This is a genomic window from Glutamicibacter sp. NPDC087673, assembly GCF_044743255.1.
GTDB lineage: Bacteria > Actinomycetota > Actinomycetes > Actinomycetales > Micrococcaceae > Glutamicibacter.
Map to the genome: position 1 here is coordinate 135257 of NZ_JBIUWB010000001.1, position 21490 is coordinate 156746.

20 protein-coding genes are annotated in these 21490 nt (G+C 63.6%); 13 read left to right on the forward strand and 7 right to left on the reverse strand.

The window, feature by feature from the left end; all coding sequences use genetic code 11:
- Window positions 1-12: 12 nt before the first annotated feature.
- A complete protein-coding gene (locus tag ACIOTL_RS00660; RefSeq protein ID WP_332499318.1) occupies window positions 13-1716 on the reverse strand; it encodes an amidohydrolase in 1704 nt (567 codons plus the stop codon).
- A gap of 179 nt (window positions 1717-1895) precedes the next feature.
- On the opposite strand from ACIOTL_RS00660, the gene ACIOTL_RS00665 reads away from it, so the two are divergent.
- From ACIOTL_RS00665 to ACIOTL_RS00680, 4 genes are all read left to right on the forward strand, one after another.
- Window positions 1896-2525 (forward strand): TetR family transcriptional regulator, encoded by a 630-nt coding sequence (locus tag ACIOTL_RS00665; RefSeq protein WP_332499316.1) that lies wholly within the window; start codon window positions 1896-1898, stop codon window positions 2523-2525.
- Window positions 2522-3472, forward strand: a complete 951-nt coding sequence (locus ACIOTL_RS00670; protein WP_359185392.1) for a formylglycine-generating enzyme family protein — start codon at window positions 2522-2524, stop codon at window positions 3470-3472. Before ACIOTL_RS00665 ends, ACIOTL_RS00670 begins: the two co-directional genes overlap by 4 nt.
- Before the next feature lie 45 nt (window positions 3473-3517).
- Window positions 3518-3907 (forward strand): helix-turn-helix domain-containing protein, encoded by a 390-nt coding sequence (locus tag ACIOTL_RS00675; protein WP_105662004.1) that lies wholly within the window; start codon window positions 3518-3520, stop codon window positions 3905-3907.
- Between the two features lie 429 nt (window positions 3908-4336).
- A complete protein-coding gene (locus ACIOTL_RS00680) occupies window positions 4337-5572 on the forward strand; it encodes a PLP-dependent aminotransferase family protein (RefSeq protein WP_400341267.1) in 1236 nt (411 codons plus the stop codon).
- Window positions 5573-5698: 126 nt separating this feature from the next.
- Here the strand turns inward: ACIOTL_RS00680 and ACIOTL_RS00685 are convergent, their stop codons facing one another.
- On the reverse strand, window positions 5699-6631 hold the full coding sequence (locus ACIOTL_RS00685) for a LysR family transcriptional regulator (protein ID WP_332498846.1): 933 nt from the start codon (window positions 6629-6631) through the stop codon (window positions 5699-5701).
- A 72-nt stretch (window positions 6632-6703) separates the two neighbouring features.
- Here ACIOTL_RS00685 and ACIOTL_RS00690 point away from each other — a divergent pair, with 72 nt between their 5' ends.
- Window positions 6704-7762, forward strand: coding sequence for a YeiH family protein (locus ACIOTL_RS00690; protein ID WP_388023266.1), 1059 nt, complete (start codon window positions 6704-6706; stop codon window positions 7760-7762).
- A 28-nt stretch (window positions 7763-7790) separates the two neighbouring features.
- On the opposite strand, the gene ACIOTL_RS00695 is transcribed toward ACIOTL_RS00690, so the two are convergent.
- Window positions 7791-8561, reverse strand: coding sequence for a 3-hydroxybutyrate dehydrogenase (locus tag ACIOTL_RS00695; protein WP_400341269.1), 771 nt, complete (start codon window positions 8559-8561; stop codon window positions 7791-7793).
- Between the two features lie 247 nt (window positions 8562-8808).
- On the opposite strand from ACIOTL_RS00695, the gene ACIOTL_RS00700 reads away from it, so the two are divergent.
- Window positions 8809-9513 (forward strand): NUDIX domain-containing protein, encoded by a 705-nt coding sequence (locus ACIOTL_RS00700; protein WP_332488883.1) that lies wholly within the window; start codon window positions 8809-8811, stop codon window positions 9511-9513.
- 10 nt (window positions 9514-9523) lie between these two features.
- Here the strand turns inward: ACIOTL_RS00700 and ACIOTL_RS00705 are convergent, their stop codons facing one another.
- Window positions 9524-10660, reverse strand: a complete 1137-nt coding sequence (locus ACIOTL_RS00705) for an acyl-CoA dehydrogenase family protein (RefSeq protein ID WP_332488881.1) — start codon at window positions 10658-10660, stop codon at window positions 9524-9526.
- 118 nt (window positions 10661-10778) lie between these two features.
- Between ACIOTL_RS00705 and ACIOTL_RS00710 the strand changes: the two genes are divergently transcribed.
- Entirely contained in the window at window positions 10779-11288 is a 510-nt protein-coding gene (locus tag ACIOTL_RS00710; protein WP_400341271.1) for a GNAT family N-acetyltransferase, read from the forward strand.
- Here the strand turns inward: ACIOTL_RS00710 and ACIOTL_RS00715 are convergent.
- Window positions 11285-11653, reverse strand: coding sequence for a helix-turn-helix domain-containing protein (locus tag ACIOTL_RS00715; RefSeq protein WP_105656244.1), 369 nt, complete (start codon window positions 11651-11653; stop codon window positions 11285-11287). The two genes, ACIOTL_RS00710 and ACIOTL_RS00715, sit on opposite strands and share 4 nt — an antisense overlap.
- Window positions 11654-11736: 83 nt before the next feature.
- On the opposite strand from ACIOTL_RS00715, the gene ACIOTL_RS00720 reads away from it, so the two are divergent.
- The 5 genes from ACIOTL_RS00720 (at window position 11737) to ACIOTL_RS00740 (ending at window position 17465) form a co-directional block, all read left to right on the forward strand.
- Entirely contained in the window at window positions 11737-12345 is a 609-nt protein-coding gene (locus ACIOTL_RS00720; RefSeq protein WP_332488877.1) for an NAD(P)H-binding protein, read from the forward strand.
- Between the two features lie 130 nt (window positions 12346-12475).
- The gene (locus ACIOTL_RS00725; RefSeq protein ID WP_332488875.1) at window positions 12476-14140 is read left to right on the forward strand and encodes an ABC transporter substrate-binding protein; all 1665 of its coding nucleotides are present in this window, start codon (window positions 12476-12478) and stop codon (window positions 14138-14140) included.
- 6 nt (window positions 14141-14146) lie between these two features.
- Window positions 14147-15079: an ABC transporter permease gene (locus ACIOTL_RS00730; RefSeq protein WP_105656241.1), complete on the forward strand. Its 933-nt coding sequence runs from the start codon at window positions 14147-14149 to the stop codon at window positions 15077-15079.
- Window positions 15076-15873, forward strand: coding sequence for an ABC transporter permease (locus ACIOTL_RS00735; protein WP_332488873.1), 798 nt, complete (start codon window positions 15076-15078; stop codon window positions 15871-15873). Before ACIOTL_RS00730 ends, ACIOTL_RS00735 begins: the two co-directional genes overlap by 4 nt.
- On the forward strand, window positions 15870-17465 hold the full coding sequence (locus tag ACIOTL_RS00740) for a dipeptide ABC transporter ATP-binding protein (protein ID WP_400341274.1): 1596 nt from the start codon (window positions 15870-15872) through the stop codon (window positions 17463-17465). Before ACIOTL_RS00735 ends, ACIOTL_RS00740 begins: the two co-directional genes overlap by 4 nt.
- Here the strand turns inward: ACIOTL_RS00740 and ACIOTL_RS00745 are convergent.
- Window positions 17462-19150, reverse strand: coding sequence for a long-chain-fatty-acid--CoA ligase (locus tag ACIOTL_RS00745; RefSeq protein WP_400341276.1), 1689 nt, complete (start codon window positions 19148-19150; stop codon window positions 17462-17464). The two genes, ACIOTL_RS00740 and ACIOTL_RS00745, sit on opposite strands and share 4 nt — an antisense overlap.
- A 27-nt stretch (window positions 19151-19177) precedes the next feature.
- Here ACIOTL_RS00745 and ACIOTL_RS00750 point away from each other — a divergent pair, with 27 nt between their 5' ends.
- Window positions 19178-20356, forward strand: a complete 1179-nt coding sequence (locus ACIOTL_RS00750) for a DNA topoisomerase IB (protein ID WP_105656237.1) — start codon at window positions 19178-19180, stop codon at window positions 20354-20356.
- Window positions 20357-20365: 9 nt separating this feature from the next.
- Here ACIOTL_RS00750 and ACIOTL_RS00755 read toward each other — a convergent pair whose 3' ends face one another.
- Window positions 20366-21466: an alanine racemase gene (locus tag ACIOTL_RS00755; RefSeq protein ID WP_105656383.1), complete on the reverse strand. Its 1101-nt coding sequence runs from the start codon at window positions 21464-21466 to the stop codon at window positions 20366-20368.
- Between the last annotated feature and the right edge of the window lie 24 nt (window positions 21467-21490).

Genomic DNA, 21490 nt, shown 5'->3' on the forward strand with positions numbered 1-21490 from the left:
TCCGGATATTTCTCAGTTGGGCGAGTCGAGCCGATGCACTATGTCGCCATTGACGATGGTGTGGGTCGTGGGATTCTGATGTAGTTGGCGCACATCCTCGGACAAGGGGTCTCGCAAGATGCACAGGTCGGCGAGCTGGCCGACCGCAATCCGCCCCTTGTCGTTCTCTGCATGGTCCTGCCATGAGGGAGTCTGGGTCATCATAGCCAGCGCCTGGGCCAAATTGATCCGCTCAGCTTCTCCTGTGCCAGCGCCTGCACTCGTATCCCGGGTAACGGCCGCGATGACACTGTTGCGCCAATCCGGATCGGTAACCGGTGCATCCGAAGCCAGCGAGGCTGCGACGCCCAGCTCGGCCGCGGTTGCCAGCGGCTGCTGCTGGGCGAAGCGCTCCGGGCCGAGCAAGGCAAGTTGCAATGCCCCCGCATCTGCGCGGATCTTGGGATTGGTGCTGTACCCCATCCCCGCGCGCTGCACCCGTTGGAGCAGCTCCGGCTCGCGGAAGGCTCCGTGAATGATGTAGTGCCTGCGATCCCGGACCTGCCCTGCGTCGCCGAGATGCTCCACCGCCTCGATAAGCGCTTCTGTGGCAGCATCGCCAGTGACGTGCACACCCGCTTGCAGACCAGCCGCATCGATCTCGGCAATGATCTGGCGGAATTCGGCCACTTTCTGCTCGTCGTCTTCGCCCTGCAGGACCAGAGCGCCGTGCCCGTGCCCGCAAGGCAGCTGGTATTCGTCGTGGAACCAGGATGTACCCGAGCGCGGGATGCCGTCGGCGAAGACCTTGACCCCGGCAATGCGCAGGCGCAGCGGGTCGATGCCGTCGGTGGCAGTCGTCAATTTGCTGGCCAACCCCCGGCGCACCGCCTGCAACGATTCGCCACCGGTGCCGGTGAACAGCAGCAAGGCATTGATGCGCAAGCTCAGTTGCCCGTCCCGGGCCATGCTCGCCAGAATCTCCAGGGACTGGGTGCTGCAGCTGGCGGCCATCAATGTCTTGCCGCCCGGCCCGAGGCCCGGCTCGGTGAGCGAAGTGATCCCGCAGGCGTGCAGCTCCTGCTGGTGCTTGGCAAAGGCCTCGCGCAATTGCTCTTCTGCGAATTCCGGCAACCCGTTATTGACCAGTTGCATGGCGGCATCACCAAAGAGCCCACTAGGCGACCCATCGGGCAGCCGTCCGATAACGCCGCCGGGAACAGGTGCTGAGATGCGTTGGAGCCCTAGAATCCCAAGAGCCACGGCGTTGACCATCACCTGGTGCCCGGTCTTGTCGAAAGCGACGACCGGCCAGCGCTTGTTGGCCGCGAGGACGGCACTCGCTCCGTCGGAGCCCAGGCTGGCTTCATCCCAGTGCGCGGCCCTGATCCATCCGCTGGCGTCGGGTTCGGCATTCTCCAGGAGGTCGGCCACCTCGTCCCAGTCCGCGGCACCGGCCACCGAAAGGTGTGCGTGGCGGATCATCGCGCTGGCCGAGAAATGCAGGTGGCCGTCGTTCAGTCCTGGAAGGATGGCTCCGCCCTGCGCATCGATCACCATAGTTTCCGGGCCAGCCAGCTGGAGCAGCTGATCGTCGCCCACGGCGATAATCCGCCCGTCGCGAATTGCTACGGCCGTGGGACGCCCGACACGTTCGACTGCATCGCATTGTGCCGACAGCCCGATATCCGGGACGACTCCCGAATGGACTATCAGCTGGGCAACGTGATCGACCATGATTCCCTCTCCTTTGAAGACTGCGCCAGCATGTGACTTGCGCAACAACTTCAAGTAGTATGTCGTATGACTTAGTCATTTGACCAGCTTTGGCAACAAATTAATTTATTTGACTTCCACGAAGGGCTTAGGCCTATCGGCTAGAGTCCAAATGGAGAGTAGTTTTCGGGACGGGAATCATGGCGCGCATATCAGTAGAAGACCGCAGCAGGCAGTTCATCGAGGCGGCCGCACGCGTGATCGCTTCTGAAGGAATTGCTGCTGCCACTACCCGGCGCATTGCCACTGAAGCTGGCGCCCCATTGGCGGCCTTGCACTACTGCTTCCGCAGCAAGGATGAGCTGTTGGACGAGGTATACAACCACTTGAGCCGGGACTATGCACGCGAGCTCGATCCAATCCCGGAGAATGTCGGCTTAGCCGAAGCCGTAGACTTGCACATCCGCCGCGTTTGGCGGCGCATGCTCAACGCCCCGCACGAGCAGGTCACCACCTTCGAACTGTTGCTGCGAGCTACCCGGCTGGCCGATCCAGAAGAGATCGAGAAATCGAACAGGATCAACCGGTCGATGTACGACGCTTGGGTCTGCTCGACCAGCGCCGTTTTCCGGGACGCGGCCGAGCGTTCCCAACTCAAGGTCAAGACGGATCTGGACACCGTAGCGCGGATGCTGATCGCCAGCATCGACGGGATCAACCTCCAGCACATCTCCGATCCTGATCTGGAACGTTCCGCCCGGCTCATCGACCAGCTTTGCACGAGCATCAAGCACATGCTGATCCCTGCCAACCCAGAGCAGATAGCATGAGCGCCTGCTGCGCTCCGCAGCGGACTGGATCGCAGCCCGGAAACCACCCAGGGCCCACTGCCGAGGAATCCGGAACGGATACGGCGCCCCGATCCACTGGCCTTATCAGCCTTCCCGGCGGCGAGTTCATGATGGGCGACCATTTCGACGAAGGCTACGCGGCCGATGGCGAACTGCCCGTGCATCGGGTCAAGGTCGATGCATTTACCATGGATGCCACTCTTGTCACCAACGCCGAATTCGCCCGTTTCGCGGACGCCACCGGCTACCGCAGCGAATCCGAGCGGCTGGGCTACTCCGCGGTTTTCCACGCCTATCTTGCAGCACCCCGCCAAGACGTGCTCGGCCCAGCCGGAGGTGCGCCATGGTGGCTCGGTGTCCGCGGTGCCAGCTGGCGCAACCCCGCCGGCTCCCAGTCGAATTGGCAGGATATCCCCGAGCACCCGGTCGTGCAGGTTTCTTGGAACGATGCACAGGCCTATTGCAAATGGAGCAGGCGTTCCCTGCCAACGGAAGCGCAGTGGGAGTACGCCGCTCGTGGCCTGGTCCCCGGGCAACGCTATGCCTGGGGAAATGAGCTGGCTCCAGGGGCGGTGCACCAGTGCAATATCTGGCAGGGCAGTTTCCCCGAATCAAACACCTTGGAAGACGGCTATTTGGGTACTTCCCCGGTGGGCACCTATCCGCCAAACCCGGTGGGCCTGTTCGATATGGCAGGCAACGTCTGGGAGTGGTGCCAAGACTGGTTCCTGCCCAAGTACTACCGCAACAGCCCGGTGGGCAATCCCCAGGGGCCGACCATCGGTCAAGGCAGGGTCATGCGCGGAGGCTCGCACTTATGCCATGACTCGTACTGCAACCGGTACCGGGTTTCGGCGCGAAGCAGCAATACTGCCGATTCTGCTAGCAGCAACACCGGTTTCAGGACCGTTGGCTCGGGACCTTAGTCGCGCGTCTCGCCAAGATCGGCAGGTCTCAGGCAAAATGAAAGCATGGCATCACCAACTTCAGCACTGGGCAGGGTCCGCACCTTCGAGGCGTTAGATGAGAAGACCACCGCGCGGCTACGCCGCGCGCTGGACGAGTCGGATGACACGACCGTGTTCGTCAACGGCACCGCGTTGAAGTTGCCCAAAGAAGCGCACCAGGCGCTGATCGAGGTGCTTTCACGGTTTGCAGATGGCGAGTCCGTCAGCATCGGCACACCCGAGCTGCTCCTTAATACTTCCCAAGCAGCCCAAATGGCCGGGATTTCCAACAGCTACCTGCGCAAGCTGGCCGATGCGGGGATTATTCCGGTGGAATACCGTGGAACGCATCGCCGCATTCGCCCAAGCGCCATCCAGTCTTGGCTGGATTCCCGCACCGAAACCGAGAAGTGAGCCAACCAGCCGGCGAATACGCCAGCGGCCCGCAGGAAGTCGGGTGATGGGATCGCCTGCTGATCAGGGTCCCGGATTATTCCCTGTTCGCATGGATGGGCGCCTCCCGGTCTTGGGTATTTCCGGGCTTCGGCGGGCTGCGTCGATTTGCTGGTCCTCTTGGTCCGGCAGTGCTGGCTGGCCGGGAGCTAACCGCGAAACCTTTCCGAGAAACTTCACGGCCGCGTCAATGCGGCGTTGGGCCAGCTGAAGATTGAGGAACGCAACGCCTCGCCTGGAGCAAAGAATCACGTGGTTGAAAACTCAGCTCTTGCCAAGCCTTGAATTTCCTGCTGGAATACCAAAGTATTCTATTTGAAAACAATTCTTGTGCCGCACCCAGCGCAGGAACCCCGCTCCCCCGCCCCGGGAGCCTTGCCGAGGAGAACCATGACCACCGCATCAGAACCGCTGACCACTTCGCACGAATCCTTGCTATCCGAGCGCGCGGCCGGAATCAAGCAGTCCGCGGTGCGCGACGTATTCGAGCTCTCCTTGGACCCTTCCCTGGTCTCCCTGGCCGGAGGCAACCCCTACCTGCAGCTGCTCCCGCTGGAAAAGGTCGGTGAAATGGCCCGGCGCATCATCGTCGAGCAGGGCCCCGAAGCATTGCAATATGGCTCCGGACTTGGCACTCCTGAACTGCGTGCACAAATTATCGATGTCATGGCAGCTGAAGGCATCACGAACGTGGGGGTCGAAGATGTCGTGGTCACCAACGGCTCCCAGTCAGCACAGGACATGGCCTGCAAGGTCTTCTGCAATCCCGGAGACACTGTGCTCTGCGAAGATCCGACCTACGTCGGGGCCCTGAATACCTTCGAGGCCTACCAGGTGCCCGCCCGCCCCGTGGGCACCGATGCAAATGGCTTGATTCCTGATGCCTTGCGTGCGCGCATCGCCGAATTGCGCGCCGCCGGCGAGCGCATCAAATTCCTCTACACCATCCCGAACTTCAACAACCCATCAGGGATCACTCTGGCGGCCGAACGCCGCCAGGAAATCGTGGACATCTGCCGCGAAGCCGGCATCCTGATCCTGGAAGACAACCCGTACGGAATGCTGCGCTACGAAGGAGCCCCTGCGCCCACCCTGCGGAGCCTGGACCCGGAAAACGTCATCTACATGGGTTCCTTCTCCAAGATCTTCGCGCCCGGCCTGCGCATCGGCTGGGCCGCGGTCCCGACCCACCTTTTCCGCCGCTTCTACCTGGCCGGCGAGGCGGTAGCCCTGTGCCCACCGACCTTGAACCAGATGATCATCAGCGCCTACCTCAACGAGCATGACTGGAAGGGGCAGATCACCAAGTACAACGACCTGTACCGTTCCCGCCGCGACGCGATGCTCGAAGCATTGGCCAAGTACCTGCCGGCAGGTGTCACCCACACTCGTCCCGAAGGCGGCTTCTTCGTCTGGTTGACCTTGCCTGAAGGCATTGACACCTACGCGCTGCTGCAGCAGGGCGTGAAGGCCGGGGTCATTTTCATTCCAGGCGCGGCATTCAGCCCGAGCGGGCAGGCCGACAACAAGCTGCGCTTGGCTTTCTGCTCCGTTGACGAGAGGACCATCGACGAAGGCGTCCAGCGTCTGTCGGGCCTGCTCAAGAACGAGATCTCCAAACTCTAAGTCCGGAGGCTTGTACCGGGAGCTCACGGCCCGGTACAAATGGCCGCTCTTTCATCCTTGATGGGAAGCTTGCTGTCCGCCTCCTGGCCAAGTCCGCACAGATCCAAGCCGGGGCTGGATCTCCGGCTAGCCCTGCGCAATCCGTGATTCCACGGAAATCTCAAGCAGCTTCTGCTCGGTCGCTTTCAAGACACGGTGCGCAGGCCATATCGCCCGCAGCTCGCGCAACAGCGCCGGCCCATCAAACGGGATCTCGACGAGCAGCCCCTGCTCCAACTGGCTCTCTACCGCCAAATGGCTGAGCACAGCGGGCCCCATTCCGCGCGCCACGCACTGGCAAATCGTTGCGTTCGAGTTGAAGACAGCGACCGGATTCGGGCGTTCGGCATGGGCAATGTAATCCAAGAATGCCCGGGTGCCGGAGCCTTCCTCGCGTTCTATCAGCGCCGTGCTTTGCAATTCGTGCAGGCTCAGCGGTTCCTTCCGTTGTGCCCAAGCATGTGAAGGCGACGTGACCACGAGCATTTCATCGTGAAGTACCTGCCGGCTTTTCAGGCCCAGAGGAATGTGCGGGGTTTCCACGAATCCTAGTCCCAATTCCTCCTGCTGCACTGCACGAATAACGTCATGGGAATTCATGATCTTCATTCGAGGGATGACTCGTGGCAGGGCGCGATGCAGTAGTCCGATCCAATTTGGCGCCAAGAATTCTGCCACCGTCATGCTGGCTCCGAATTCCAGCTCTCCCTCTCCGGTTTCAGCCAGCGAGCGCGCGCCAGCGGCGAAGGCTTCCAGGCTGGACAGGACTTCACGAGCCCACTGGACAGTCAGCACTCCCTCTGCCGTCAAGCGCGATCCGGTGGTCTTGCGTGCCACAAGCTGGTATCCCAGCCGGCGCTCCAACGTTTTCAATGCGCGGGTCGCATTTGGCTGCGCCATCCCGGCCGCACGGGCACCGGCGCTCAGGCTCCCGTGATCGGCGATGCCGACCAGCAACTCCAATGAGGAGGGTTGAATCCAGCGGGCAATGTCTTCGAGAGATGACGAGCTGCTTTCCATATCATGATCATATGTCCGCGATAGCAAGAAGTGGTATACCGCAATTCGCCAAGCCGGAGAAGAATTATTTCCATGCACGACTCCACAAGTCCCGTCGAAGAATCTGCCATCTCCAAACCTGACCAGTCCGGACATCGAAAACCTGCTTCGCGTTTTGCTCCTGCTCTTCCGGGACTGCTCCTCTGCCTTGCCGCCGGCATCTTGTGCATGTTCGCCAGCCGCTACATCCATGGCCTGAGCGCCCTGCTGCTAGCTATCCTGCTCGGTGCGCTGTGGCGCAATCTTGCCCCGGTCCCGCAGGCTTTTGCCCCCGGCACGGCAATTGCCGGCAAGAAGCTGCTGCGCCTGGGCATTGTGCTGCTGGGCTTGCAGCTCTCGCTGGGCACCATCCTCGGCCTGGGCCCCGGGGTACTGCTGGTGGTGGCCCTCTCGGTTGGCATCACGTTCTTGGCCACCTTGTGGATCGGCAAGAAGCTCGGCATGGATCTGCCGCAGCGCCTGCTCATCGCCACCGGCTTCTCCATCTGCGGTGCCGCCGCGGTCGCAGGCGCAGAGAACGTCGTCAAGGCCAAGCAGGATCAGGTCGCCACCGCGATCGGGCTGGTAGTGCTCTTCGGGACATTGATGATTCCGCTCATGCCCGCGGTGGGCTTGCTGCTCGGGCTGGATGAACGCAGCATCGGCATGCTCATCGGCGCGTCCACCCATGAGGTCGCACAAGTCGTCGCCGCCGGCGGTTCGGTAGGTGCCGGCGCCTTGGCCGTGGCGGTGACCGTCAAGCTGGCCCGGGTGGTCCTGCTGGCTCCAATCATTGCCGGCGTCGGCGTCTACATGCGGCGGCGCCAATCGGTGCAAGGCGGCAAGAACCCGCCACTGGTGCCGCTGTTCGTGCTCGGGTTCCTGGCGGCAATGCTGCTGCGCACCACCGGGCTGGTTCCCGAGGCGTGGCTTGCAGTTGCGGCCAGCGCGCAGACGCTCCTGCTTGCCGCGGCCATGTTCGCCTTGGGGCTCGGGGTCCACCTGCGCAGCATCGCAAAAACCGGCGGACGTTCATTGCTGCTGGGGTTGCTGTCCACCGTGGTGATCATCGCCGTGTCGATCGGCGGAACCCTGCTGTTCCCGCCGGCCTAGGCATGGCAGCTAGGTGATCCCGCCGCACCTATTTCGCGCTCCAGCCGCCATCCATGGTGTAGGACGCTCCGGTCACCATGCCCGCGGCATCCGCACTGAGCCAGGCCGCCAGCGAAGCGACTTCCTCTGGCTCAACGAGGCGCTTGATGGCCGATTCGGCAAGCATGATCTCCTGGATGACATCCGACTCGTCAATGCCATGCGAATTCGCTTGATCGGTAATCTGCCGCTCCACCAACGGGGTACGCACATAGCCCGGGTTGATGCAGTTGCTGGTGATCCCGTAGTCGGCACCTTCCAATGCAGTGACCTTCGACAGTCCCTCCAACCCGTGCTTGGCCGCAACGTAGGCGCTCTTGAACGCACTGGCCCGGAGCCCGTGGATCGAAGAAATATTGATGACGCGGCCGAAGCCGCGCTCGCGCATGCCGGGCAGTGCTGCCCGGATCAACAGGAACGGCGACTCCAGCATGAGCCGATGAATCAGCCTCCAGGCTTCGGGGTCGTACTCATGGATTGGAGCCACCCTTTGCACGCCGGCGTTGTTAATCAGGATGTCGGTATCCACGCTGAGATCTTCCAGCGACGCGGTATCCGAAAGATCCACGGCCCATGCTTTTCCGCCAAGCTCGCGGGCCGCTTCTTCAGCGGCCTGTTCATTGAGGTCGGCAATCGTCACGGTGGCACCGGCGTCGGCCAATGCCCGGGCACTGGCCAGGCCTATGCCGGAGGCGCCACCGGTAACCAAAGCGCGGCGCCCCTTCAGCCCTTGGGGCCATGGGCCAATTTGTTCCGCCATTGCGCTCATCCTCTGCTCGGCTCCCCTGCGGCTTCCAGTTGCGATGCCCGCAGCTTCGCGCAGGTCTCTGTGATTCAAACTAGGCTCCGCCAGGAATCCGGTCAACGGCATTTGCTGTGCAGATTCCGCAGGTCAATGTGCAAGCATGCACAGCGGCTTCTGCCGGTTGCGCGTTTGCTGTGCGCTGGAAGCTAAGCTGGCTCTCGAAGGCTATTCTCACTTCCAAGAGCCAAGGACATGGTAGGCAATGACGACTTCCCCGATACCTGCGACTCCCGCCGAGGTCCCGATCCGCAAAGCGGCCAGTGTTTTGCTGCTGCGCGAGGCAGCTGGCGGGTTTGAGGTTTTCGTCCAGCATCGCGTGAACACCATGGACTTCGCAGCCGGCATGGTGGTTTATCCCGGCGGCCGAGTTGATGCCCAAGACGGCCAAGCGGTGGCGGCAGGAGAGCTGGATCCCGCCTTGCTCAGCGAGCACGCCCGGCAATGGGCGCGCACCTCGATCCTTGGGGAAGGACCAGATCGCGCGGAGCATCTGGCCGGGGAGATCCTGGCCGCAGCACGTCGTGAAGTCTTCGAGGAGACAGGGCTGCTGCTGGATCCTGGCCAACTGCGCCCCTGGGCCAATTGGGTCACCCCAGCCGGTTTCCCGCGGCGGTTCGATACGTACTTCTTTGTCGCGGCCTTGCGCCCCGGCCAGGAACCAGTCCACCAGACCACCGAAGCGGTGATCTCCACATGGATCAGTCCCCAGGAGCTCTTCGCTTCCCTGGAACGCGGCGAGATTAAAATGATGCGCCCCACCCAGCGCACCTTGCGGGATGCGATGGAGCAGGGCAGCATCGAGCAGATCATTTCCAGCGAGCCGGCCATCTCATCGGTTCATCCGGATCCCCGCGATTCCCTCTCGGGAAACGCTGTGCGGAATTCGGAAAAGCAGTTCAACGCCTGATTGCCACCGATCAGGATTCCAGCAGCGTGCGTCCGACGATGAGCGACATGATCTCGTTGGTGCCTTCCAGGATCTGGTGCACGCGCAGATCCCGGGTGATCTTCTCCATCCCGTAGTCCGCGAGGTAGCCGTAGCCACCGTGCAGCTGGATAGCGCTGTTGGCGGCGTTGAATCCGGCGTCCGTGGCCATCTTCTTGGCCATCGCGCAGAGGCGGACGCGGTCCGGGCTCTTCGCGTCCAGTGCGGCGGCGGCACGGCGCAGCAAGGAGCGGGCGGCTTCCAGCTCCATGTCCATTTCGGCCAGCTTGAAGACCAGCGCTTCCTGTCTGGTCAGCGGTCCGCCGAAGGCCTGGCGCTCCTTCAAATACAGCGCCGACTTCTCCAGCGCGCTCTGCCCGCCACCCAGCGAGCAGGCCCCGATGTTCAGGCGGCCGCCATTGAGTGCCTGCATGGCCATGGAGAATCCCTGGCCTTCCTCGCCCAGCAGGTTGGCGGCGGGAATGCGCACGCCTTCCATGATCACCTGGCGAGTGGGCTGCGCCTTCCAGCCCATCTTCTTTTCGTTCGGCCCGAAGCTCAGGCCCTCGGCATCCCCGGGAACAAGGAAGGCGCTGATGCCGCGCGAACCGGTATCAGCGGTACGGGCCATGACGATGTAGAGCGCCGAGCTTCCAGCTCCCGAGATGAATTGCTTGACGCCGCTGAGCACATACTCGTCACCGTCCTTGCGGGCACGGGTTGACAGGGCCGCCGCATCGGAGCCGACTCCGGGCTCGGTCAGGCAGTAGGAGCCCAGGTCGTCCATGGCGGTCATCGATGGCAGCCATTTGGCGCGCTGCGCGTCGTTGCCGAAGGTGTCGACCATCCACACGACCATGTTGTGGATGGAAATGTAGGCGGCCAAGGTCGGGTCGGCCTTGGCGAGTTCCTCGAAGACCAGCACCGCATCGCTGCGGCTCAGACCGGATCCGCCATGATCTTCAGAAACATAGATTCCGCCCATGCCCAGCTGTCCGGCTTCGGCCAGCACATCCACCGGGAAGTGCTGTTCCTGGTCCCACTTCAGGGCATTGGGAGCAATCCTGGTCTCGGCGAAATCATGGACCATCTCGATCAACGACTTCTGGTCTTCGCTTACTTCAAACAACACCGGCTCCTTTGCCTGCACCTTGCGTCTTTGACCTCAGTCTATGTGACGCAAGATACAACGAGGGCCAATAGGATGAGTTCCGAAGCATTCATTTCGAAAGAGTTGGGCTAACCGCATGCAAATCCGGACAAGCACCGCCGGGGATTGGCCTGGGATCTTCGGCTTCTACCGCAAAATCATGGATGAGGGACAGACCTACGCCTTCCCCCAAGGCCAAAACCTTGAAGAAGCCCGCCCCTGGTGGATGGAGACGCTACCAGGGCAAACGGTCGTTGCCGTGGCAGATGGCAGGATCATAGGCTCGGCCAAGATGGGGCCAAACAAGCCCGGACGGGGAGCCCACATCGCCACCGCGTCCTTCCTGGTCGATCCGGAATGCCGCAATCGCGGCGTGGGACGAGCACTGGGCGAATACGTGATCGACTGGGCCCGGCAGGAAAATTATCACGGCATCCAGTTCAATGCGGTCGTCGAGACCAATGAGGCTGCAGTGCGTCTATGGCAATCGCTGGGCTTCAAGATCCTGGGCACCATTCCGGGCGCCTTCAACCATCCGACCAAGGGGCTGGTGGGCCAGCACTTCATGTTCCTGCCGCTGCGTCCTGCTGCTCCACCTGGCCATTAGCCGCGCGCGTCGAACCGCTCACGGGCAGCGAGCACTTTGGGCACATGCTCCTCGGACCACAGGCGCAGGATTTCCATGGGTTCCAGGATCCCGCGTCCCAAATCAGTCAGCTCGTAGTCGACCCGCACCGGCACCTGGGCATATACGGTGCGCTGCACCAACCCGTCACGCTCCAGGTTGCGCAGGGTATTGGTGAGCACCTTCGGGGTGACCGCGCCGATGCGCTGGCGTAATGCAGAGAAACGTTGCGGGCCGCCAGCCAGGGACAAGAGGACCAGCGGAGTCCATTTATCGCCTAGGCGCTGCATGATTTCACGTGAAGGGCATTGCTGCACGAACACGTCAAAAGAGCCATGGCTATCCATGAGGAAACCTAGTTTCGTTGTAGTGGGCGGTATCTAAAAGATACCATTGTGCCGGACCCAATTTCCCAAGGAAAGAGAACACCATGAAGATTGCAGTTTACGGAGCTACCGGCATGGTCGGCTCGGAAGTCGTTGCCGAAGCCATTTCACGCGGCCATGAGGTCACCTCGGTCTCCCGTTCGGGCAAGGGAATCGACGGAAGCACCACCGTGGCCGCCGAGCTGGGCGACGGGGCAACCTACCGCGACCTGGGAAAGAACAACGACGTGCTCGTCATTGCCGTACCGCCATCGCGCACCGGTGGCGACCACCAGGAATACCTGGATGCCTTCGAGCAGATCACCGAAACCCTGGTCCCAGCCCGCCTGCTGGTTGTCGGCGGCGCCGGCGCTACCGAGGTAGACGGCGTCCGCCTGGTCGACACCCCGGGCTTCCCGGAGGAATACAAGGCCGAAGCCACCACCTGCGCCGAGGTCTACGACATGTTCACCTCGGTTTCCGGCATCACCTGGACCGTCGCGGCTCCAGCCCCGGTGATCATGCCTGCACGCCGCACCGGCAGCTACACCCTGGGCACCGATTCGCCAGCAGGCGACTTCGTTTCCTCCCAGGACTTCGCCGTGGCCATCCTCGATGAAATCGAAACCCCGGTCCACCAGAACCGCCGCATGACCGTGGCCAGCGAAAAGTAGATCCCTCGCGCAGTGCCGCTAGCCAGGTTTCGTCGGATCGGAGCGATTCGCTCCGATCTGACGAATGCGTTCCAGATGGCTAGAGTTGGTTTGGTCATCACCACTAGTTCATCGAGGTAAGCCCTTCCCCATGCAACGAAACTCGCGCGCGTCCAGGATCCTTGGCTGCGCTATCGCGCTCCCGCTCCTTGGATCCCTTCTAGCCAGCTGCTCGGCAGGTGCAGGACCCGATTCCCCCGCAGAGGAGGCGAAGCCGGTTGCCGGCGGCACCCTGGTCTATGCTTCGGGCGACGCCGAGCCGGCCTGCCTGGATCCGCATGTGGGCGGCAACTACCCGCAAGCCCTGGTAGCAAGCCAGTACCTCGAATCCCTGTTCACCAAGGATGCGGACGGGAAGATCATCCCGTGGCTGGCCGAAAGCACCGAAGTTTCCGAGGACGGCCTGACTCGCACCATCACCCTGCGCGATGGGATTTCCTTCACCGACGGCACGAAGCTCACCGCCAAAGCCATCGAAGCCAACATCGAGCACCTGAAGGATCCGAATACCGCGTCCTCCACCGGCTACCTGGCCGTGGGCAAGGTCGTGGATATCGAGATCGCCGATGAGCTCACCGCCAAGCTGACGCTCTCCGCCCCGGATAACGCGCTGCTGGAATCGCTGTCCATGCCATGGACCGCCATCGAATCCCCCAAGGCGCTGGAACGCGACCAGGCGACCAACTGCGCCTCACCGGTAGGCACCGGCCCGTTCAAGGTCGAATCCTGGGAGCACCAGAAGGCCGTGAACCTGGTCCGCAACGAAGACTACGTGCCGCCGGTCAAGAACACGGAGCGCTCCGATTCCAAGGCCTATCTGGAGGCCATCACCTGGCGCTTCATCCCTGAGGCCGCCACCCGCTACGCAGCCCTGGTCTCGGGCGAAGTCGATGTCATCGACAACGCGCAGCCGGACACCATCGCCACGGCAAAGCAGGACGGCTCGCTAGGCCATCTGGACGCCCCGCGCCCGGGTGCTTCCAACCGCCTGGAGCTGAACAGCTCCAAGGCGCCATTCGATGACCAGCGCGTGCGCGAGGCCTTCATCCGTTCCGTGGATGCCAGCGCCGGCGTCAAGGCCCTCTATTTCGGCACCACCGAGCGCAGCTACTCGCTGCTGTCGTCAGCCGAGCCGCTGGGCTACTCCGATGAATCGCTGTTCGGCACCGATGCGGCCAAGGCCAACGCGCTGCTCGATGAAGCAGGCTGGAGCGAACGCGACGCCGAAGGCTACCGCGTGAAGGACGGCAAGCGCCTGTCGCTGGACTTCCCGGTCTCCACCAACCAGTCGGTTCCTGCCGAGCAGTCCCTGTTCGAGCAGTTCCAGGCCCAGGCCAAGGCCGTGGGCTTCGAGGTGAAGATCCAGCTGCTGGACCTGTCCAGCTGGTACGGCGCCCTGGCCAAGCACGATTACAATCTGGTCTCGGCTCCCTACACCAAGGTCGGCCCGTCGGTGCTGCGCATCCTGTACCACTCCGACTCGACCGTCCCGGCGCCATCGGGCTACTTCGCCAACAACGCGCAGGTGAAGAACGAGAAGCTCGATGGGATCCTGGCCCAGGCCGAAGAGGCCAACGATGAAGCCCAGCGCGCTGCGCTGTACGAGCAGGCCCAGAAGCTGGTCCTGGAGGGCTACTACGTGCTGCCGCTCTACGACCAGCAGAACCACTTCCTCTACGGCAAGAACGTGCACGGCATCGGCGCCACCACCGCGGTGTCTTCGCCGGTCTACTACGACACCTTCATCACCAAGTAGCACCCCTTGGGCACGATTGCTTGGGCCGGGCGCAAGATCGGCGGCGCGCTGGTGGTGCTGTGGCTGGTGGCCACCGCCATCTTCATCGCCATCCGGCTGATCCCCGGCGACCCGGCCGAAGCAATCATGGGCGGCCCCGGTTCCCAGGCCTCGGCCGAAGCGCTGGCCGCGGCCCGCGCCGAGTACGGACTGGACCTGCCGCTCATCTCCCAGTACCTGATGTACCTGGGCAAGCTGGCCACCTTGGACTTCGGCACCTCGTATTCGCTCAAGCAGCCGGTCGCCGGCATCATGGGCGATCTCCTGCCCAATACCCTCTGGCTTGCGCTGCTGGCCCTGGCGGCCGCCTGGGTGCTGGCCTTGGGCTTCGCGGCATCGGCCATGCGGGCCAACCGCTTTGGCGCCTGGCTGGGAAATATCGTGGAGATCATTGCCGCCGCCGTGCCGCACTTCTGGCTCGGTGCGGTGCTGATCATGCTCTTCTCCTCGATGCTCGGCTGGCTGCCGGCAGTGGATAACGGCACCGCCCAGGGCCTGGTACTTCCCGTGCTGACCTTGGCATTGCCGCTGGCCGGGTTCCTCACCCAGCTGATGCGCGATTCGCTGAGCGCAGCCCTGGGCAGCCAGTTCGCGCTGGCCGCGCGTGCCCGTGGCGAAAGCCGGCTGGCGGTCTTCTGGCGCCATGGCTTGCGCCATGCCGCCTTGCCTGCCCTGGGCCTGACCGGCTGGGCTTTCTCCTCTCTGCTTTCCGGCGCGGTGGTGGTCGAGGCGATCTTCGCCCGACCGGGCCTGGGGCGCTCGCTGCTTTCTGCGGTGCTGGCCCGCGACATCCCGATGGTCACCGGCATCGCACTCTTCTCCGCACTGGTCTACATCGTGGTCATGGCGATCACCGAAGGCATCGAACGAGCCATCAATCCGGCAGGGGCGAGCTCATGAGCCGCACCGCAAAAATCTTCGCCGCCGCATTCATCGCCCTGTGGGTGCTCATCGCACTGGTTCCCTCGGTGCTGGCCCCGGGCGACCCATTGGCCATCAACCCGGCCGAGGCATTCAGCAAACCCGGCGCCGCGCATTTCTTCGGCACCGACGAATCGGGCCGCGACATCTATACCCGTGTCGTCCATGGTGCCCGCGACTCGTTGGCTATCGGCCTGGCGGCCACAGGATTGGGCATGGGATTGGCCATCGTCCTGGGCACAGTTGCGGCATTGTCCCCGCGCTGGCTCGACGAGATCATCCTGCGCGTGCTCGAAGCGCTCTACGCGATTCCATCCTTGCTGATGGCACTGCTGATCATTGCCTTCACCGGCCCCGGTGTCGGGCCGGCCATCGTCGCGGTGGGCCTGTCCACCGCACCGGGATATGCCCGGCTGGTGCGCAGCCAAATCCGCACGCTGAAGAGCTCGGAAATGCTGGAGGCAGCCACCGTGCTGGGCCGCGGCACGTGGCTGTTGGTCCGCAACCACTTGGTTCCCAACGCCCTCAAGCCACTGCTGGCACTGGTGACCCTGGGGATCGGCCAAGCCGTGATCTGGGCTGCTGCCCTGTCCTTCCTGGGCTTGGGCACTCCCCCGCCAGCTCCCGAATGGGGTGCCATGCTTTCGGCCGGGCGCACCTACCTGCACTTCGCGTGGTGGATGAGCTTGTTCCCCGGCTTGGCGATAGTTGTCGTGGCCGCAGGCGCCACGCTGATTGGCCGCGCGCTGGGCGGAAGGGCAAGGACTGCATGAACGAGCCAGCACTGATTACGGTCAAGGACCTTTCGGTCCGTTTCGGTTCCGCCGTGGCGGTGAAGAACATTTCCTTCACCGTCCAGGCCGGACGTTGCCTTGCATTGGTCGGCGAATCCGGGTCGGGCAAATCCGTCACCGCCCGCAGCCTGCTGGGACTGTCCGGAGGCATCGCGAAAGCCGACGAGCTGACTGTCTGCGGGCAGGACGCCTTGGAGCTCGCCGACCGCGGCTGGCAGCAGATCCGCGGGAATTCGGTGTCCATGATCTTGCAGGATGCGCTGATGGCGCTCGATCCGCTGCGCCCGGTGGGCCGGGAAATCGGTGATGCGCTCAAGGCGCACGGCAAGATGTCCAAATCCGAGCGCCAGCAGCGAGTGCTCCAGGTGCTGGAATCCGTGCGCATGCCCGAGCCCGGGCGCCGTGCCAAGCAGCGTTCCACCGAGCTCTCTGGCGGCATGCGCCAGCGTGCCCTGATTGCCCAGGCCCTGGCCGGCAACCCGCAGGTGGTCATCGCCGATGAGGCAACCACCGCCTTGGACTCTGCGCTGACAGCACTGGTCCTTTCGCAGCTGCGCGAGCTCAAGGAGCAGGGCCGCGGCGTGCTGATGATCAGCCACGATCTGGCCCAGGTAGCGCATTTGGCCGACGACATCGCGGTGATGCGCAACGGTGCAATCGTTGAGGCCGGCAGCACCGGGCAGATCCTGGGCGACCCGCAGCACGAGTACACCCGCCAATTGCTGCGGGCCGTGCCTTCGGGGATACCGCGCTTCGCCCCACTGTCGGCAGCCAGCAAGCAGTTAACGGCACCACCGCCAGAAGCACCCGCCACTACTGTCCCCGCGTTATCAGCCACGCAGCTGTCCAAAACGTTCGGCAAGCACCAGGCCGTGGATGCGATCAGTTTCGAACTGCCCCGGGGCAAGACCCTGGGCGTTGTCGGCGAATCCGGGTCCGGGAAGACCACCACCGCGCGCATGGTGCTGGGCTTGCAGAAGCCTGATGCAGGCAACGTCCAGCTGCTCGGCGAGCACTTTGCCCCGGCCCTCGAATCCCAGCGCCGAAAGCTGCGCGAACAAATGGGCGCGATCTACCAGAACCCGTTGGGGTCTTTCGATCCGCGCTATTCGGTGGGGCAGCTGCTGGCCGATGCGCTGAGCCGCGGCAAGTCCAAGCGCGCAGCCGAGTACCGCAAGCCGGTGGCTGAACTGCTCGAACAAGTGGAGCTGTCCACCGAATTGCTGGGCCGCAACCCGCGCGAGCTTTCCGGCGGGCAGCGCCAGCGCCTGGCGATTGCCCGTGCGCTAGCGCCCAAGCCGCAGGTGCTGGTCCTTGACGAGCCGGTCTCGGCCTTGGATGTATCAATCCAAGCCACGGTGCTGGACCTGCTGGATCGGATCCAGCTGGACACCGGAACCAGCTACCTGTTCATCAGCCATGACCTGTCGGTGATCGAGCACATGAGCGACTTGGTTGCGGTGATGCATGAAGGCAAGATCATCGAGCAGGGCTCTACTGACCAGGTCTTCGGCGCCCCGCAGCACGACTACACGAAACTGCTGCTTTCGGCGATGCCGCGGTTGCGCTAGACCAGATCCACCATCTGGTCCTTGACCTGCTTGCGCAGGATCTTGCCCAGCAGCGAGCGCGGCATCTCATCGATCTGCACGATGCGCTTAGGCACCTTGTAGGCGGCCAGCAGCTCGCGGCAGTGGGCGCGCAGCGCGTCCTCGTTCAGGCAGCAGCCCTCTTCGAGCTGCACTGCGGCAACCACCATTTCGCCGCCGCGGGCCAGCGGCTTTCCGAAGACCGCGGCATCGGCCACGTCAGCGTGCTGGCGCAGGGCGATCTCGACCTCGGTCGGTGAAACGTTGAAGCCGCCGGTGATGATCAGCTCCTTGGCGCGGTCCACCACCTGGGCGAAGCCGTCCTCGTCCACGGTGACCACATCGCCCGAACGCAGCCAGCCGTCCCCGGTCTTGGCCTTGGCCGTTTCCTCCGGGTTGTTCCAGTAGCCCTGGAACACCTGCGGGCCCTTGATCAGCAATTCGCCCGGTTCTCCCTGGGCCACTTCCCGGCTCGGGTCCTCCACGTCCACGACCTTCATCAGTGTCGAGGGGAAGGGCACGCCGATGGTGCCGGTGCGGCGGCTGGGGTGGAACGGGTTGCCCAAGGCCACCGGCGAGGACTCGGTCATGCCGTAGCCTTCCACCAGCAGGCCGCCGGACATCGATTCCCACAGCTCCACCACATGGTCGGGCAGGTTCATCGCCCCGGAGATGCAGTACTTGGCGCTCTTCAGCGAGACGCCGCGCTCCTTGGCCGCCAAGGCGGTGCGCTCGTAGATCGGCGGCACCGCGCAATACACGGTGGCCGGGGACTTCTTCCAGGCATCCAGGATCATCTGCGGATCGAACTTCGGGAAGAGCACCAGCAGGCCCTGCTTCTTCACACCGAAGGTCAGGTACAGGGTCATGCCGAAGGCATGGAACATCGGCAGGATCGCATAGAGGATTTCCTCGCGCTCCTGCGCCCCGAGCATCCAGGCCTCGCCCTGTAAGGCGTTGGAATAGAGGTTGAAGTGGGTGAGCATGGCGCCCTTGGGGTGGCCGGTGGTCCCCGAGGTGTACTGGATGACCGCCAGGTCATCGACATCCGGATGCGGGTGGTTCGCATCCAATTGCGCACCGGAGAGCAGGTCCTTCCATGCCACGGTGCCCGAGGTGCGCGCCGTGAGCGACGCCTTGGTCTCGCGCAGCTTCTTGACCGGCAGGTTCAGCGCCAGGCGCTTGACCGCAGGGAAGGCTTCCAGCAGGTTGACCGAGACGATCGAGTCCAGCTGCACGTCCTTGGGGAATTCCTGGACGTTGGCCACGACCTTGTCCCAGGCAATCGCGATGCGCGCCTGGTGGTCCTCGAACTGGTGGCGCAGTTCCCGCGAAGTGTACAGCGGGTTGTGCTCCACCACGACGGCGCCAAGGCGCAGGATCGCGTAGAAGGCGATCACGTGCTGCGGGCAGTTGGGCAGGATCAGCGCAACGCGGTCGCCGGCGCGCACGCCGAGCTTGCGCAGGCCCTCGGCGGCCTTGGCTACCTGCGCGCCCAGATCGGCGTAGCTGGTGCGGCGGCCGAAGAACTCGGTCGCCGGACTCTCGCCGGCTTCACGCACGGAGCGCTCGAACATGCGGCTGAGCGGTTCGGTGGGCAGCTCGATTTCGGCCGGGACTCCCGGCTGGTAATTTGCCACCCATGCGGGCGCAGCACTATTTTCCATACCTCCAATCATGCCCTGTTACGGGACATGGCGCGATTCCAGGTCTTCCCGGGTGCAAACGACGCGCTGCAGGTGGCGGATCCGCCCGCTGGCGTCAATGCCCCGGCACCGCACAGCTGGGATTTTCCTGCGAACACCCGGAGCAGGGCAGCGATCGGCGATAGCGTGTGCGTGATTGCACGGCTACGCAACTACCGGGAGGCATCCATGCCAGCACGCCGAAGCAAACGGCTTCCCATCACGCGCCGGCGCGCGGGAACCGGCTTCTTCTACCTGGAAGGGGCACGCACGGTGAAGGACCAGCACCTGCTGGATCGGATCAGGCAATTGTCGATCCCGCCGGCATGGAAACAGGTCCAGATCGCCGCCAGTGCGCGGGCCAAGGTCCAAGCTCGCGGAATCGATGCGGCAGGACGCACCCAGATGATCTACCACCCCGATTTCCGCGAGCGGCAGGATGCCGCCAAATTCGACCGGTTGCCGGCGTTCGGCCGCGCACTGCCCAATCTCCGCCGCCAGCTGCTGCGGGATCTGCGCCGGGGAAGAAACGACAAGGACAGGGTCACTGCGGCCGTGGTCCTGCTGCTGGATCTGCATCTGCTGCGCATCGGCACGCACGCCTACTCGCGTTCCAACCAATCGTTCGGGGCCGCTTCGCTGCGAGCCAAGCATCTGGAGGTCCAAGGGCATTGCGCCACCCTCGAGTTTCCCGGCAAGAGCGGCCAGCAGCAGCATGTGAAAATCAGGAGCCGGCGACTGGCACGGGTGCTGGTCCAATTGCGCGATCAGCCGGGCTACGAGCTTTTCCGCTACCTGGATGACGATGGGCACTCGCACCTGCTCCAGCCTGCGCAAATCAACCGGTACCTCGAGGAGCATCTGGGTAGCGGATTCACCGCCAAGGACTTCAGGACCTGGGGCGGCAGCTTAGCGGCTTTCAGGGCACTGATCGAGGCTCCCGCCTCGGCTATGGCTGCCGATGATGCCAGGAATCTGCGCAAGCTGGCCATCGAGCAGGCCGCCGGAAAACTGGGCAATACTCCCGAAATCGCGGCCGGCTCCTATATCGATCCCCGTGTGCTGGAGCTGGCGGACGATCCGGAAAAATTGGCGGCGCTGCGCCGTTCCAAACGGCAGCTGGGGACCAAGAACCATTTGGATCCGGCTTCGCGCTGCCTGCTGCGGTTCCTTGAAAGGGCCAGCTAGGTTCAGAATCTAGAAGTTCAGTCCGCGGGCCGCTACATCCCATACCTCGCTGGTGCCGTCCTCATGCACTGCCAGCACGTTGTCGACCAGGTTCACCGCGACGCAGACATGGTTCGGGATGACGTGGAGCTGCTCGCCGTGGGCCGGCAGGTCCAAGTGCTCGGGCCACAGCACGGTGGCGTGATGCTCCGATAGTGCGCTGATGCGGGCTTCAGGGCACTGGGCGATGCGCCCGTATCCGGTGGCCCAGGCCGGGCGGTCGCTTCCGAGCACCTTGCTGCCGGCGTCCAGCACGATGCGTCGGGGAATCTGCCCATCGCCTTCATGGCGGCTGATCACGGTGGAGGCGACGGTCAGGGAAATATCCTCCCAGCGCACGCGCCCCAGCTCGAACTGCTGCGCATCGCCGAAGACGTACACCCCTGGACGCACCTCGGTCAGCACCGAGTTGTCGCTCAGTTCGGCGGTCGGGGTGGAGCCCCCGCTGATGCGCTTGATGGCATGCCCGGCCTCGCGCAGCAGGCACGCCGCTTCGGCCAGGGCCTTGTGCTCATCGTTGAGTGCCGCGTCGATGCCGTCCGGCGAGTAGCTGTGGCCGGGGAAAGTGAAGATCCCATGCACGCGCATGCCTGCCGCACGGGCGGCATCGGCTATTTCCACCGCGCCTTGCGGGCTGGTGCCGCTTCGGTGATGGCCGCTGTCGATCTCGATGACGAGCTTGATCTTGGAGGCCTTCTCCCCCAGCATCCTGGCCATCTGCTGCACGGCCTGGACAGAGTCCGTGCCGATGCTCAGCTTGGCACGGCGCATCAGCTCCAGGATGCGTGCCGCCTGGGATTCATTGACCCACAATGGGTAGGCGATGAAGATCTTCGCGACCCCGTGCAGCGCAAACGCGAGGGCTTCGCCGACAGTTGCCACGGTGAGTCCGGCGGCACCGGCGTCCATCTGGCGTTCGGCGATTTCATGCATCTTGTGCGTCTTGGCATGCGGGCGCAGTTTCAGGCCCTGGCTCGCCACCCGGTGGGCCACCCGGTCAATGTTCTGCTGGAGCTTCGCTACGTCGACGATGACCTGCGGGGTGTTGATTCCGGCCGGGATAGTGCCCAAATTTTCCGTCCTTCTGCACTTGGC